General features: G+C 62.4%; 13 protein-coding genes. 6 read left to right on the forward strand and 7 right to left on the reverse strand.

What is annotated here, in order from left to right:
• Positions 1 to 126: 126 nt before the first annotated feature.
• From BPNPMPFG_RS14600 to BPNPMPFG_RS14615, 4 genes are read right to left on the reverse strand one after another with little or no spacing between them, the layout of a single operon-like run.
• The gene (locus BPNPMPFG_RS14600) at positions 127 to 828 is read right to left on the reverse strand and encodes an ABC transporter ATP-binding protein (RefSeq protein ID WP_258596125.1); all 702 of its coding nucleotides are present in this window, start codon (positions 826 to 828) and stop codon (positions 127 to 129) included.
• Complete coding sequence (locus BPNPMPFG_RS14605; protein WP_258596126.1) at positions 821 to 1,606, reverse strand: ABC transporter ATP-binding protein; 786 nt, start codon at positions 1,604 to 1,606, stop codon at positions 821 to 823. Before BPNPMPFG_RS14605 ends, BPNPMPFG_RS14600 begins: the two co-directional genes overlap by 8 nt.
• The gene (locus BPNPMPFG_RS14610; protein ID WP_258596127.1) at positions 1,603 to 2,778 is read right to left on the reverse strand and encodes a branched-chain amino acid ABC transporter permease; all 1,176 of its coding nucleotides are present in this window, start codon (positions 2,776 to 2,778) and stop codon (positions 1,603 to 1,605) included. The genes BPNPMPFG_RS14605 and BPNPMPFG_RS14610 overlap by 4 nt, the downstream gene beginning before the upstream one ends.
• A gap of 1 nt (position 2,779) precedes the next feature.
• Entirely contained in the window at positions 2,780 to 3,697 is a 918-nt protein-coding gene (locus BPNPMPFG_RS14615) for a branched-chain amino acid ABC transporter permease (RefSeq protein ID WP_258596128.1), read from the reverse strand.
• A 192-nt stretch (positions 3,698 to 3,889) separates the two neighbouring features.
• Between BPNPMPFG_RS14615 and BPNPMPFG_RS14620 the strand changes: the two genes are divergently transcribed.
• The 6 genes from BPNPMPFG_RS14620 (at position 3,890) to BPNPMPFG_RS14645 (ending at position 10,718) form a co-directional block, all read left to right on the forward strand.
• Positions 3,890 to 5,020, forward strand: a complete 1,131-nt coding sequence (locus tag BPNPMPFG_RS14620; protein WP_258596129.1) for a branched-chain amino acid ABC transporter substrate-binding protein — start codon at positions 3,890 to 3,892, stop codon at positions 5,018 to 5,020.
• A 93-nt stretch (positions 5,021 to 5,113) separates the two neighbouring features.
• Complete coding sequence (locus tag BPNPMPFG_RS14625) at positions 5,114 to 6,208, forward strand: ABC transporter ATP-binding protein (protein WP_258596130.1); 1,095 nt, start codon at positions 5,114 to 5,116, stop codon at positions 6,206 to 6,208.
• Entirely contained in the window at positions 6,205 to 7,122 is a 918-nt protein-coding gene (locus tag BPNPMPFG_RS14630) for an ABC transporter permease (protein ID WP_258596131.1), read from the forward strand. The genes BPNPMPFG_RS14625 and BPNPMPFG_RS14630 overlap by 4 nt, the downstream gene beginning before the upstream one ends.
• Positions 7,119 to 7,907: an ABC transporter permease gene (locus tag BPNPMPFG_RS14635; RefSeq protein ID WP_258596132.1), complete on the forward strand. Its 789-nt coding sequence runs from the start codon at positions 7,119 to 7,121 to the stop codon at positions 7,905 to 7,907. The genes BPNPMPFG_RS14630 and BPNPMPFG_RS14635 overlap by 4 nt, the downstream gene beginning before the upstream one ends.
• A gap of 103 nt (positions 7,908 to 8,010) precedes the next feature.
• Positions 8,011 to 9,048 carry an extracellular solute-binding protein gene (locus BPNPMPFG_RS14640; protein ID WP_258596133.1) on the forward strand — a complete coding sequence of 346 codons (1,038 nt, stop codon included), beginning with the start codon at positions 8,011 to 8,013 and terminating at the stop codon, positions 9,046 to 9,048.
• Positions 9,049 to 9,101: 53 nt separating this feature from the next.
• Entirely contained in the window at positions 9,102 to 10,718 is a 1,617-nt protein-coding gene (locus BPNPMPFG_RS14645) for a GMC family oxidoreductase (protein ID WP_258596134.1), read from the forward strand.
• A gap of 121 nt (positions 10,719 to 10,839) precedes the next feature.
• On the opposite strand, the gene BPNPMPFG_RS14650 is transcribed toward BPNPMPFG_RS14645, so the two are convergent.
• Genes BPNPMPFG_RS14650 through BPNPMPFG_RS14660 form a run of 3 tightly spaced genes read right to left on the reverse strand, consistent with a single transcriptional unit; the run spans position 10,840 to position 12,592 of the window.
• Complete coding sequence (locus tag BPNPMPFG_RS14650) at positions 10,840 to 11,319, reverse strand: DUF4189 domain-containing protein (RefSeq protein WP_258596135.1); 480 nt, start codon at positions 11,317 to 11,319, stop codon at positions 10,840 to 10,842.
• Between the two features lie 45 nt (positions 11,320 to 11,364).
• Positions 11,365 to 12,033: a hypothetical protein gene (locus BPNPMPFG_RS14655; RefSeq protein WP_258596136.1), complete on the reverse strand. Its 669-nt coding sequence runs from the start codon at positions 12,031 to 12,033 to the stop codon at positions 11,365 to 11,367.
• Between the two features lie 13 nt (positions 12,034 to 12,046).
• Positions 12,047 to 12,592 (reverse strand): invasion associated locus B family protein, encoded by a 546-nt coding sequence (locus BPNPMPFG_RS14660; protein WP_413776873.1) that lies wholly within the window; start codon positions 12,590 to 12,592, stop codon positions 12,047 to 12,049.
• Positions 12,593 to 12,717: the final 125 nt, after the last annotated feature.

Genomic DNA, 12,717 nt, shown 5'->3' on the forward strand with positions numbered 1-12,717 from the left:
AATTACGATTTCATGTGGCAGTGGTTAGCCTGTCCCTAAATGCTGGGAGGCATGGCCGCAGATGTGGAACGCGGGACTTGGCATCGGAGATCATCGCCATGACGACAGACGCAATTGCCGGACGGCTCAGAGATAAAGGCTTCTGGCCGCTTTGGACGAGAGCAGCTCCCTTGCCGGTCCTTCCTGGGCGACCTTGCCCTTGACCAGGACATAGCCGCGATCGGCGATGCCCAGTCCCATTTCCGCGTTCTGTTCGATCAAAAGGATGGTCGTGCCGCGGCGATGGATCTCCCGGGTGATCTCGAAATACTCGCCGATGAGCTTGGGCGAGAGCCCGAGCGATGGTTCGTCCATGATCACCAGCCTGGGTTCGCCGATCAGCGCGCGTGCCAGCGCGACCATCGCCTGTTCGCCGCCCGACAGGGTGCCGGCGACCTGGCGCAAACGCTCCCGGATACGCGGAAACAGATTGCTCATCTTGTCCAGTTGCGCCGCGAAGTTGGGCCCCCGGCCGGACACCGCGTCGTAGCCCAGGCGCAGGTTCTCGATCACGGTCAGGCTGGGAAACAGCCGGCGCCCTTCCGGAACGAGGCCGACACCGAGCGACGCCAGGTTCTCCGTGCCAAGCGTCGCCATGTCCCTGCCCATCACCGCGACCTTGCCGCGCTGGGCCTGCACGACGCCGCAGACGGTCATGAAGGTGGTCGTCTTGCCGGCGCCATTCGGCCCGAGCAGGCAGACCAGTTCGCCGGGACGAACGCTCATCGCCACGCCGCGCAGCATCGGCACCGCACCGTAGGAGGTATCGACATCGCTGAGCTCAAGCATGGGCGACAGCCTTCCCGAGATAGGCTTCCTGGACGCGCGGATCGGCGCGCACCGCCGTAAAGTCGCCCTCGGCGATCTTGCTGCCATAGTCGATGCAGGTGACGTGGTGCGGGAAAGCCTCGACCACCCGCATGTCGTGCTCGATCAAGACCACCGACAGCTCGGGGTTTTGCGCGCGCAGCCGCGCGATGTCGGCCACCAGCGCGTCGGTTTCCGTATCGTCCATGCCGACCGACGGCTCGTCGAGCAGCAGAAGCTTGGGCTGCGAGGCCAGTGCGCGGGCGATTTCCAGCCGCCGCCTATCGGCCTGTGCCAGCGTGCCCGCCGGCCGGTAACGCTGTTCGAACAGGTCGCCGGATCCAAGCTTGAGCAGCGCTTCGGCCTTTACAACGCAGGCCGCCATCTCCCGGCGCGACGCGCTTGGCCGAAACAGCGCATCCAGAACGCCGGTCCTTGTGCGGGTGTGCATGCCGATGATGACGTTGTCGAGGACGCTGAGATCCGAGAACAGCCGCGACGACTGGAAGGTGCGGGCGATGCCGCGGTCGACGACTTCGTAGGACGGTCGGCCGGCGATCTCCGCGCCGTCGAACGTCACCCGGCCGGAGGTTGGCCGGTAGACGCCGGTCACGACATTGAACAGCGTCGACTTGCCGGCGCCGTTGGGGCCGATGACGGCGAGCACCGCGCCCTTGTCGATCGACAGGCTGACATCGTTGAGCGCGACCAGGCCGCCGAAGCGCATCGTCAGGTTCTCGACCTTGAGAAGCGCGCTCACAGGTCGCCTCCGTAGCGCCGCATGCGTTGCGGGAACAAGCCCTGCGGCCGGATCATCAGGAAGCCGATGATGACGACGCCGAAGAACAGCAGGCGATAGTCGGCGAAGGCGCGCAGTTTCTCGGGCAGGATGGTCAGCAGGAAGGCTCCGACGATGACGCCGAAAATATTGTCCATGCCGCCGACGATGACCATTGTCATGATGGTGACTGAGACCAGGAAGGTGAAATTGTCGGGGGAAATGTAAGAGACGTAGAAGGCGTAGATCGTGCCGGCGAAGGCGGCGAGAAAGGCATCGACCGCGAACGCCAGCACCTTGAACCACGCCACGTTGATGCCTTGCGCCTTGGCCGCGATCTCGTCGGCGCGCAGCGCGTTCCAGGCCAGCCCGATGCGCGAGCCATGCAACCGATGCGCGGTGACGATGGCGACGACGACCAGCGCCGCCGACAGATAGTAGAAGTTTGCCTGGCTCGGCAGTTTCCAGCCGAGGATCACCAGCGGGTCGGCAAAGGAATGGCCAAACAGGCTGGGCGCCGGAATGCCGACCAGTCCGTTGGGTCCGCCGGTCCAGCTGAAATTGTTCAGCAATTGCTGGACCACGACACCGAAGGCGATGGTGACGAGCGCCAGATAGGTGTCGCGCGTGCGCATCGACGGGATGCCGATAATGAAACCGAACAGCGTTGCCGCCAGCGCCGCGACCGGCAGTGTCAGCCAGAAGCTGACGCCGAAATTGATCGCCAGCAGCGCCGACACATAGGCGCCGATGCCGTAGGACGCGCCGGTGGCGAAGTTCGGAATGTTGGCGCTACCGAGCTGGAAATTGAGCGCCAGCGCGAGCACGGCATAGAGTTCGGCGACGATCAGCAGATGCAGGATATAGGTATTCGAGCCGACGAAGAATGGAAAAGCCAGGACGACGACCGCCGCGGTAATCATCGCCACGAGCGGAACCCGGGCAAAGCTCGCCAACGCGTAGTCCGCGATCCACGGCAGCCTCTCCAGCAGATAGAAGCCCAGTCCGAGCAAAGCCAGCAGGCCGACCACCTGCCAGCCGCCATCAACCCTGAGGATGAGGTAAAGGAAGGCTGCTCCGCACAGTTGCGAGGCAATGGTGAAGGCCGCGGCCGCCGCCTTGCCCGGCGCGGCAGGTGAAGCACGACGCTCCATGCTAGACTTTCTCCATGACGGTGCGCCCAAGCAGGCCGGCGGGGCGGAAGATGAGCACGGCGATGACGAGCAGGAAGACGAAGACCAGTCGATAGGAAGCGCCGTCCGGCACGAATGTCTGCGCAAGCACCTCGATGCCGGCGATGATCAGTCCGCCCAGTATGGCGCCCGGCATCGAGCCGAGGCCGCCGATCACCGCGGCGGAAAAGCCGAGCAGGCCGGCCATGACGCCGAAGTCGAACCGTGTGACGCCGGCATAGCTTGCGAACAAAAGCCCGGCGATGGCGCCAATCGCCGAGGCGATGAAGAACGTCGCGCGGAAGACGCGTGCATCGCGTATGCCCATCATCCGCGCCACGATCCGGTCCTCCGAGGCCGCCCGGATGCGCAGGCCGAGCGGGGTCATGCGCAGGAAGACAAACAGCAAGGCCACCAGCGCGACGGTCAGCACGACCACAAGCAGCGCGAACCAGCTGATGGCAACGCCGGAGACTTCGAAAGCCATGCCCGACACCAGGCGCGGGAAGGCATGCGGGTTCGATCCCTGCGGATAGAGATGGCGGATCAGTTCGCGGATGACGATGCCCAGCGCCACCGTCGCGACCAGCGCCATCATGGCAGGCGCGTCGCGGAAGCGCCTGATAACCACCTTGTCCAGCAGGACGCCGATCAAACCGACGGCGAGCACGGCTACCGGAACCGCAATGACCAGCCAGGCGGGGCTCGCGGCCCCAAGCGCGGTCGCCAACGCCTGGGCGAGGCCCAGGGTGATGAATGGCGCCGTCATCGCGACATCGCCGTGAGAGAAATGAATGACGTTCAAGACACCGAAGATCAGGCTGAATCCGATCGCCAGCAAGGCATAAATGCAGCCAAGGGTTATCCAGTTCACCAGTTGCTGGACAAGCAGTTCCGCCATGCGGTCCGTCTCTCGATTGAAGCCGACAGGTATCAACCGCGGCGCCGGCCGGACAGAACGAATCTCCGAACTCACGAGTCACAATTTCCGAATTTCATCACTGAATACGCGCCCATACAGTGATGATCAGCCGACGATCACGATCGGCCGGGTCGCTACGACGGCGGCAGATAATTCTATTGAGGTGGAACCATGCAAAACAGGCGCAGTGCGCTTATCCGCGTATCGTCAATTCTGGCCGGGTCTCTGTTCGCCATCGCACTGGGCGCCGCTCAGGCTCAGGCCGACCAGATCAAACTCGGCTTCATTGGACCGCTCTCCGGCGGCAACGCCCAACAGGGTCTCGGCGCCCGCAACGGCTTCCTGCTCGCGATCGAACAGGCCAATGCCAGCGGCTACCCGCACCAGGTGGAAGGCGTCGTTCTCGACGACGCCTCCGATCCGGCGGTCGGCGTTTCAGCCGCCCAGAAGCTGGTCAACGACCCATCGGTGATTGCGGCAACCGGACATTGGAACAGCTCGGTCGCACTGGCGACGATCCCGGTCTTCAACCGCGCGCAGATGCCGTTCATCGTCTGGGGCGCTGTCAGCCCGAAGATCACCGAGCAGAATTTCGCGAACGTGACCCGCGTGACGCCCACGCTGGTCAACGAGAACAAGCCGTTGGCCGAAGCCATCGCCAAGCAAGGCAAGATCAAGAAGATCGCGATCATCTCCGACACCACCGACTACGGCGCCGCCAACACCAAGTGGTTCGGGGATTTCTTCAAGGCCGCCGGCGGTGAGATCGTTTCCTCGGATGCCGCGGCCGTCGGCACGACCGACTTCCGCGCCATGCTGACCACGGCAAAGGCAGCGTCTCCCGATGCGGTCTACTTCGGCGGCGTTGTCACCGAAGCAGCACTTGTGCGCAGCCAGATGGCCGACCTTGGCATGGGCAATCTGCCCATGTACGGAATTTCGGGCATCTACGATCCGAAGTTCATCGAGATCGCCGGCGCCGCCGCCGAGGGCACCATTGCGGGAACCCCGGCCGTACAGTCGAACCCGAAGCTCGAGGAATTCAACAAGGCCTATGAAACCAAGGCCTATTCCGATCCGGCCGGTTCCTACGCCAAATATGCCTACGAGGCCACGCAGATCCTGCTCCAGGTCATCAAGGAAAAGGGCGTCGAGGACAAGGAGGCGCTGAGCAAAGCCATTCGCGACATCCATCACGACGGCATTCTGGGCAACGTCTCGTTCGATGCGAACGGACAGACCAACATGGCCATCGAGATCGACATGTTCGTCGTGCGCAGCGGCAAGTGGGAGAAGATGTAACCACCCGATCGACGCCGCGCCTGCTCTTGGGTAGCGCGGCGTCGAAACTTTCATCGCCGAGCTCGCAGAAGTCCTGACCGGAGCGCCCAGACCATGAATGATGAGGCCGGCCACCGCGCACCTCGAAAGGCCGTCGAGATCAAGGGCGTCTCCAAGGTGTTCGGCACCTATCAGGCGCTGAAGCCTGTTTCCTTCGACATCTACGACAATGAGTTCTTCACGCTGCTCGGCCCGAGCGGCTGCGGCAAGACCACCCTGCTGCGCATGATGGCCGGCTTCGAACAGCCGACGACCGGACAAATTTTCCTGCACGGCTCGGATATTCAGGGCCTGCCCCCGCACAAGCGGCGGGTCAACACCGTCTTCCAGAGCTACGCCCTGTTTCCGCACATGACCGTTGAGCAGAACATCGGCTTCGGGCTCGAAAACCTGGGCTGGTCAAAAGACCGCCGTGATGCGCGCGTCGCCGAGATGCTTCGTCTCGTTCATATGGAGACATTTGCCGGGCGCAAGCCGCAGCAATTGTCGGGCGGCCAGCGCCAGCGCGTGGCACTCGCCCGCGCATTGGCACCCGAACCGGAAGTGCTGCTGCTTGATGAACCCCTCTCGGCGCTCGACCTCAAGCTGCGCCAGGCCATGCGTGACGAACTGCGCACCCTGCAGCGCCAAACCGGCATCACCTTCGTCTTCGTCACCCATGACCAGGAAGAAGCACTCGACATGTCGGATCGCATCTGCGTTCTCGGCGATGGCGAGATCCAGCAGCTCGGCACGCCTGCCGCGATCTACGAGGAGCCGTCAAACCGCTTCGTCGCCGACTTCATCGGCGAGACCAACTTCCTCGACGCGGACGTGATTGCCGTGGACGGCGAGCAGGCGACCGTGAAAACGCAGTTGGGCATGACCTTGACGGCTTCTCACAAGAGAGCGGTCGCCGGCCAGAAGGCCTTCATGTCGATACGTCCGGAGAAAATCAGCCTGCCCGCCCAAGACAGCCCGATAGCTGTCGATGGAACGATCATGGCGACCAACTATCTCGGCGGCTACACATACTATCTGATTGAAACGGGCGGCACCAAGCTGCGCATTTCCAAGCGCAACAGCGTCAGCCGCGGCCAGATGTTCGAGATCGGGCAGTCGGTGAAAGTCGGCTTCGCCGCCGAATCCGTGCGGATCCTCGGTGCATGAAGCCGTCCACCAAAAGTCCGAACTGGCCCAAAAGTCCGAACTGGAACGTCCTCGGCTTGCTGCCGGCCCATGTCATCATGCTGCTGACGCTGATCATCCCGATCGGGATCATCATCGTCGTATCGTTCTCGACGCGCGGGCCTTACGGCGGATTCGAGTATGTGTTCACCTCCGCTCCCTACAAGCAGCTGCTGTTCAACGAAGGCTGGGCCGGCGAACTGGAGTTCAATCCGCAATATCTCATCGTCGTTGGCAGGACGCTGATCCTGTCGGCCGTGACAACATCGATCTGCCTGCTTGTGAGCTTCCCGGTCGCCTATTTCATCGCGCTCCAGCGATCGACCATCAAAGTCGCGCTGATCTATCTTGTCACACTGCCATTCTGGGTTTCGATGATCGTCCGCGTCTATTCCTGGATCATCATCCTTGGCAAGGACGGGGTCATCGAAAAGACCCTTCGGGGCGTCGGCCTCGTCGATCAGATGGACTCCCTGCTGTTCGGCAATACAGCCATGCTGGTTGGTCTCGTCTACAGCTACATTCCGCTGATGATCCTGCCGATCTTCGCCTCGATCGAGAAACTCGATCGCGCGCTCATCGAGGCATCGCATGATCTCTATGGCAACCGCCTCACCACATTGCGTCGCGTTATCCTGCCCCTCACCCGGCCCGGCATGATCGCCGGAGCGATACTGGTGTTCGTTCCCAGCCTTGGCGCGGTCCTGGAGCCGACCCTGCTTGGCGGCGGCAAGACGATGATGATGGGCAATCTCATCCAGTTGCAGTTCGGTGGTGCCCGCAACTGGCCGCTCGGCGCCGCCATTGCCATCGTGCTGATGGCCGCGGTCATGATCTTCCTGGTCTTCCAGGGTCTGCGCTCGATGCGGATCGAGGGGCTGGAGCGCGCCTCGTGAACGCGGACAATGATGTCAGACGCTATCCGGGCTTCGGTCTCTTCAGCGCGATCTTCTTTGCCTATCTCTATTTGCCCATCGCCGTCGTGGTGTTCTATTCCTTCAATGCGAACCGGATCGTCTCCAACTGGGGCGGCTTCTCCCTGAACTGGTACGCCACCGCCCTGTCCAACGCGAACCTTCTGGCGGCAGTGAAGACCTCCTTGCTCGTCGCCACGGTCGCCACCGTCGCCGCGACACTTGTCGCATTGATGGCGGCATTGGTCCTGGTGCGGGGCCGCAATGTCAGATTCCGCCGCATCTCCGAAACGGTGGTGAACCTTCCGCTGCTTTTGCCCGAAATCGTCGTTGCCGTCGCCGTCCTGATCCTCTTCTCGGAGGTCGGGCTCGCCAACGGAATGGTGAAACTGATGATCGCGCACACGACCTTCTGCATCCCGTTCGCCTTCTTGCCGATACGCGCGCGCCTGCAGGGGATGGACCTCGATCTGGAGGAAGCGGCCCGCGATCTCTATGCGACGGGTTGGGTCGCCTTTCGGCGCGTCACGCTGCCGCTCATCCTGCCCGGCGTCTTCGCCGGCGCCATGCTCGCCTTCGTCATCTCGATGGATGATTTCATCACCAGCAATCTGCTGAATTCCGGAGGCGCCACCACGCTGCCGGTCTACATTTTCTCCCTGATCAAGCAGGGCGTGTCGCCACAGCTCAACGCAATCTCGACCTTGATCATGATTGTTTCGGTGGTCCTGGCGACCGTGGCCTTCCTCCTGCAGCGGCGGCAGTAGAAGCGGCGAAGTTTTTCCTAATCAAGGCGTCGGGCAATTCGAATTTATCGAACCAGCCGCTTTGTTATCGTCGCCCCTGGGAAATAACAAACAGGGGAATGAGATGTCGACAAGAACCCATATTGCAGCTCTCGCTATGGCCGGTGCTATGAGCCTTGCCTTCAGCGTGCCGTCGCGGGCCGAGGGCAACCTGGCCATCTACGCATGGGCCGATTCCATCTCGCCAGAGATGGTCGCGAAGTTCGAGAAGGAAACCGGCATCAAGGTCACGGTTGACGCCTTCTCTTCCAACGAGGACCTGCTGACCAAGCTGCAGGCCGGCTCCTCCGGCTACGACATCGTCACGCCTTCGCAGCACTTCGTGAAAATCATGATCGACAGCGGGCTGCTCGAGGACATCGGCGCCAGCTCGATGACTGCTTACCAGCAAGTCCTGCCGCAATGGCAGAAGCCGTGGTGGGATACGACCGGCAATCATTCGATCCCGCTCGCCTTCGGCAACGCCGGCTACACCGTCAACCGCGACCTCTACAAAGGCCCGGTCGACAGCTGGAAAATCTATTTCGAGCCGCCGGCGGAACTGCACGGCAAGATTGCCAGCCTTGCGCAGCCCGACGAAGTCATTCCGGCCGCGGAGAACTATCTCGGAATCAAATATTGCAGCGAAGACCCGCAAGAGATGAAGCGCGTGCTCGACGTGCTGCTGGCGCAGAAGCCTTTCGTCGCGGCCTATTCCAGCGACAACATCGAAAATCGCATCGGCAGCGGCGAAGTCGCCGCTCATTTCTGGTGGGACGGCAATACTATGCGCCTTCGCCGCAACGACAAGGCCAATGTCGAATATGCGATGCCTAAGGAGGGCCTGGTGGGCTGGCTGGATTCCTATGTTGTGCCGAAGGGCGCGACCAACATCGAAAACGCCAAGAAGTTCATCGATTTCATGGCCCAGCTCGACAACGCAACGGCGCAGTACAATTATTACGGCCACTCCTCGCCGGTGAAGATCGACGAGAGCAAGGCGCTCTACAACAAGGAAAACGCCCCGGAACTGTTCCCGACCGTTCCGGTCAAGATGGGCCAGGCCTGCTCGCCGGCGGCACAGGAACTCGTCACCAAGGTCTGGACGCAGCTTCTGCAGTGAGCCGCTCCGCCGGGGCCTAGCGCCCCGGCATTTGTTTCTAAATGGGGCTGGGCATGCAGACCGAAAGTTATGATTACATTGTCATCGGCGCCGGCTCGGCCGGTTGCGTCCTGGCCAATCGGCTGAGCGCCAACCCGGCCAACAGGGTGTGCCTGATCGAAGCCGGCGGCAGCGACAACAGCCTGCGGGTCAAGGTGCCTGCCGGCATCCTCTCGCTCTACGGCAACCCGACCTATGACTACTGCTATGTCGGCGTGCCTCAGCCTTACCTCAACGACCGCAGGATTCCGGTCAATCGCGGCAAGGCGTTGGGCGGTTCGAGCTCGATCAACTCGATGGTCTACATCAGGGGTGCCGCGCAAGACTATGACGAGTGGTCGCGGCTCGGCTGCACGGGCTGGGCGTTCAGCGACGTGCTTCCCGTCTTCAAGAAGCTCGAGCGCAACCTGCTTGGCCAGAGCCCGCGATACCACGGCACAAACGGAGAATTGCTGGTCGACAACCCACGCGATCCGAACGTGCTTTCGCGGATGTTCGTCAAGGCCGGCAACGCTGCAGGCCTTCCGGCCAACGACGATTTCAATGCCGAAAGCCAGTTCGGCCTCGGCATCTACAATGTCACCCAGGATCGCGGCCAGCGCTTCAGCAGCTTTACCGCTTTCATGCGCCCGGTGCTCGATCGCAAGAATCTCGTGGTTCTGAGCGAATGCGAGGTCATCGACCTCGCCGTAACCGAGGGGCGTGCAACTGAGGTAAGGGTGCGGCACAAGGGCGAGCGGAAGGCGCTATCGGCCCGTCGCGAGATCGTGCTCTCGGCCGGCGCGATCAACTCACCGAAGATCTTGCTGGCTTCCGGGATCGGACCGGCGGCCGAGCTTCAGGCGATCGGCATAAAGCCGGTCGTCGATCTGCCGGGCGTGGGCAAGAACCTGCAGGACCATGTCGACGGCATGATCACGGTCCGCTCCTCGAGCACCAGGACGCTCGGCCTGTCGCTGCCCAACCTGCCCCGAATACTGGCGGCGCCGTTTCAGTATTTTGCCGGCCGCAAGGGCATGCTCACCACGAACTATGTCGAGGCCGGCGGCTTTGCCAGGACGAAGTACGCGAATGGCATTCCCGACATCCAGTTCCACTTCGTGCCCGGTTACCGCAGCCATCGCGGCAGGCTGGTGGAGTACGGCCATGGCTACGCGATTCACACCTGCGTGCTCAGGCCAAAAAGCGTTGGCGAACTCAAGATATCAGGCCGCGCCTCGAGCCGGGATGTGCTGATCGATCATCGGTTTTTCTCGCACGAAGAGGACGCCAGGGTGCTGGTCGAAGGCATCAAGATCGCGCGCCGGATCTTTGCCGCATCCGAGTTCGACGGGATCAGGGGCACCGAGATGCTGCCGGGCAAGGATGTCCGTAGCGACGATGGGATTCTCGCCTATCTGCGCGCCGAGGCGCTGACCGTCTATCATCCGGTGGGGACCTGCAAGATGGGCACGGACGCGATGGCCGTCGTCGATCCGGCAACGCTCAAGGTGCGCGGCATCGCCGGCTTGCGGGTCGCGGATGCGTCCGTCATGCCGAGATTGATCGGCGGCAACACCAATGCGCCCAGCATGATGATCGGACAACGGGCCGCGGACATGATGCTGCGTCAGGCGACGCTCCAGTCCTGATACACTTCGCGCAGAGACGACGGTCCATTCGAAGCAACCGCCGCCTGTTGCTGGGCCGACGCCGGCGACATCGGTGAGAATACGATTGCCCCGCATGCGGCGACGGCCTTGGGGCCACGCTTCATGTACAGACCCACTCACGGATCTTGCATTTGCCTCCTGCCGCCTCGCAGGCCTGCAAAGCAAGATCTTCCGCTTGCCGGCGGGTTTCAGCGGACTTCGCGCTCCACGGCGTGAGCCGGTTGGCTGCCTTCTCAGCCACGGCCAGGGCACCGCAGTGATTGTAGGGAAAGCCGGTCTGGTCGTCGTCATTCCAATGGCGATGATTGCGGAACACAGCCACGACTGAGCAGTCTTTCCCGCCCGCGTTCTCGCAATGCTTGAGCGCGATATCCGACGCCTCTTGCCGCTTGTCGGCGCCCCAGAAGAAGCCGTATCTGACATCGGCACTGGAATAGGCGATCGCCGCCCAGATGCCCTTTTCCTCCTGAGGTGGCGGAGCTGGCGGCTCCGGCGGTCCTTCCACCAGATCGGCCGAGATGACTTGCCCGGTCCAGAGCAAGGCAAAGCCAAGAACAGCAGCCACAGATCCCGATCTCATCGTCGGCAATCCTTCGCAGGGTTCGTCGCCATCAGCCTCGCCTCCTCACTTCGCCGCCGAAGCAACCGAGATCACCACACAGCTGTTGCCGGTCGGCAGGAGAAGAGCTTCTCCCGCGTTGCCGCCAAGCTCGTAGACCTCGACCTGCCCGAGGTGGTCGGTGATCTTGCTGCCTCGCGGAAGAATGGACGGGATGTCCGCACACGGGCTGGCGAACGGCGCCACCCGCACCATCGCCCCCTCACAACCCGAAGCGGTGGGCGATGCGAAAACGACGCCGGCGGCCGGCCCGCTATATCGGTCCGTCGCATAGTCCATGCCGACAAAGGCCTGGACGGCATGTTTGTCGGCAGCCTGGTCGTTCCACAATGATTTGACGCTGTATTTCGTACCGGTCGTCAAAATCTCTCCGAGCACCGGAAAGACGGTCGAACAGGCCTGCACACCGGCTTGCTTGACGTGCTGGAGGAAAGGTGTGTCCGGAAGCGCCGGGGCTGCCGCCTCGGCCTGTGCAGCCGTCGCGCCGCCGACCAGATTGGCGATCGCGGCATGGTTCGCGACGGCGAAACCGAGGCCTGCCATCGCCAGCCCCAGCAGCGAAAATCCGACGACGCGCGGCCACCGCCGCCGCGCGGGCTCGACCAGCTTCCGCCGATCCGGCTCGACGGTCGGGCTACTGCGTTTTGCGGACATCAACTGGTCCTGCTGGCTCATGGTGCTGCCCCGGTTATTTGACTGGCGAAAGGGCCTCTGTCAGCCCCTTGAGCGTTGCGGTCACGGTGATCGTCTCACCGTCGACGGTCGAGTAGGAGATCGCCGGCGTCGCATTCTGCGATATCTGTTGGCGCATGACGGGCCCAACCGGCAACATGCCGACACAGACCATTTCGTTGCAGCCGTTCAGGTGAACGTCGATCGCCTGGCTTCGGCCATCGAACTTCAGCGACACCAGGCCGTCGCTCTTGGCGTTCGGCGCGGTGCGCAGGATCATGTACGGCTTGCCGTCCTGCGTGGCGGCAAGCGACCAGCTGAAGGCCATCTTGCCGGCCATGTCCTCGATCACCTGCGAGACATTGCAGACCTTCTTGCGGGCTTTGAGGTTCTCGTCGCAGATCAGTGTCCAATTTTGGAAGGGACGGATGGTGCGCTGGTAGTCCCCGAGCTTCACCTCGGGAGGGACCGCCACGTCCGAGGACTTGATCCTGTACGTCGAGGCAACCTGCCCGGCAGCCGGCACGAGGCTGGCGCAGAGCGTCAGGCAAGTCAGAGCAATTCCAGGAAAAGTGTGAAACGGTTTCCCAAGGGAAAGCGCATAGCGCTTTCCCTTGGGAATTGCGCCAAAACAAAGAGACAGAGTGGTTCTGCGTTTCCGTGAAACGATGAACCGCTCTAATGCGG

Origin of the sequence: Mesorhizobium sp. AR07 (genome assembly GCF_024746815.1) — a bacterium.
Taxonomy (GTDB): Bacteria; Pseudomonadota; Alphaproteobacteria; order Rhizobiales; family Rhizobiaceae; genus Mesorhizobium.

Coding starts and splice junctions, on each gene's coding strand:
- BPNPMPFG_RS14625 (WP_258596130.1), top strand. CDS start 5,114: ATGAATGATGAGGCCGGCCACCGCGCACCTCGAAAGGCCGTCGAGATC.
- BPNPMPFG_RS14620 (WP_258596129.1), top strand. CDS start 3,890: ATGCAAAACAGGCGCAGTGCGCTTATCCGCGTATCGTCAATTCTGGCC.
- BPNPMPFG_RS14615 (WP_258596128.1), bottom strand. CDS start 3,697: ATGGCGGAACTGCTTGTCCAGCAACTGGTGAACTGGATAACCCTTGGC.
- BPNPMPFG_RS14645 (WP_258596134.1), top strand. CDS start 9,102: ATGCAGACCGAAAGTTATGATTACATTGTCATCGGCGCCGGCTCGGCC.
- BPNPMPFG_RS14600 (WP_258596125.1), bottom strand. CDS start 828: ATGCTTGAGCTCAGCGATGTCGATACCTCCTACGGTGCGGTGCCGATG.
- BPNPMPFG_RS14610 (WP_258596127.1), bottom strand. CDS start 2,778: ATGGAGCGTCGTGCTTCACCTGCCGCGCCGGGCAAGGCGGCGGCCGCG.
- BPNPMPFG_RS14640 (WP_258596133.1), top strand. CDS start 8,011: ATGTCGACAAGAACCCATATTGCAGCTCTCGCTATGGCCGGTGCTATG.
- BPNPMPFG_RS14655 (WP_258596136.1), bottom strand. CDS start 12,033: ATGAGCCAGCAGGACCAGTTGATGTCCGCAAAACGCAGTAGCCCGACC.
- BPNPMPFG_RS14630 (WP_258596131.1), top strand. CDS start 6,205: ATGAAGCCGTCCACCAAAAGTCCGAACTGGCCCAAAAGTCCGAACTGG.
- BPNPMPFG_RS14650 (WP_258596135.1), bottom strand. CDS start 11,319: ATGAGATCGGGATCTGTGGCTGCTGTTCTTGGCTTTGCCTTGCTCTGG.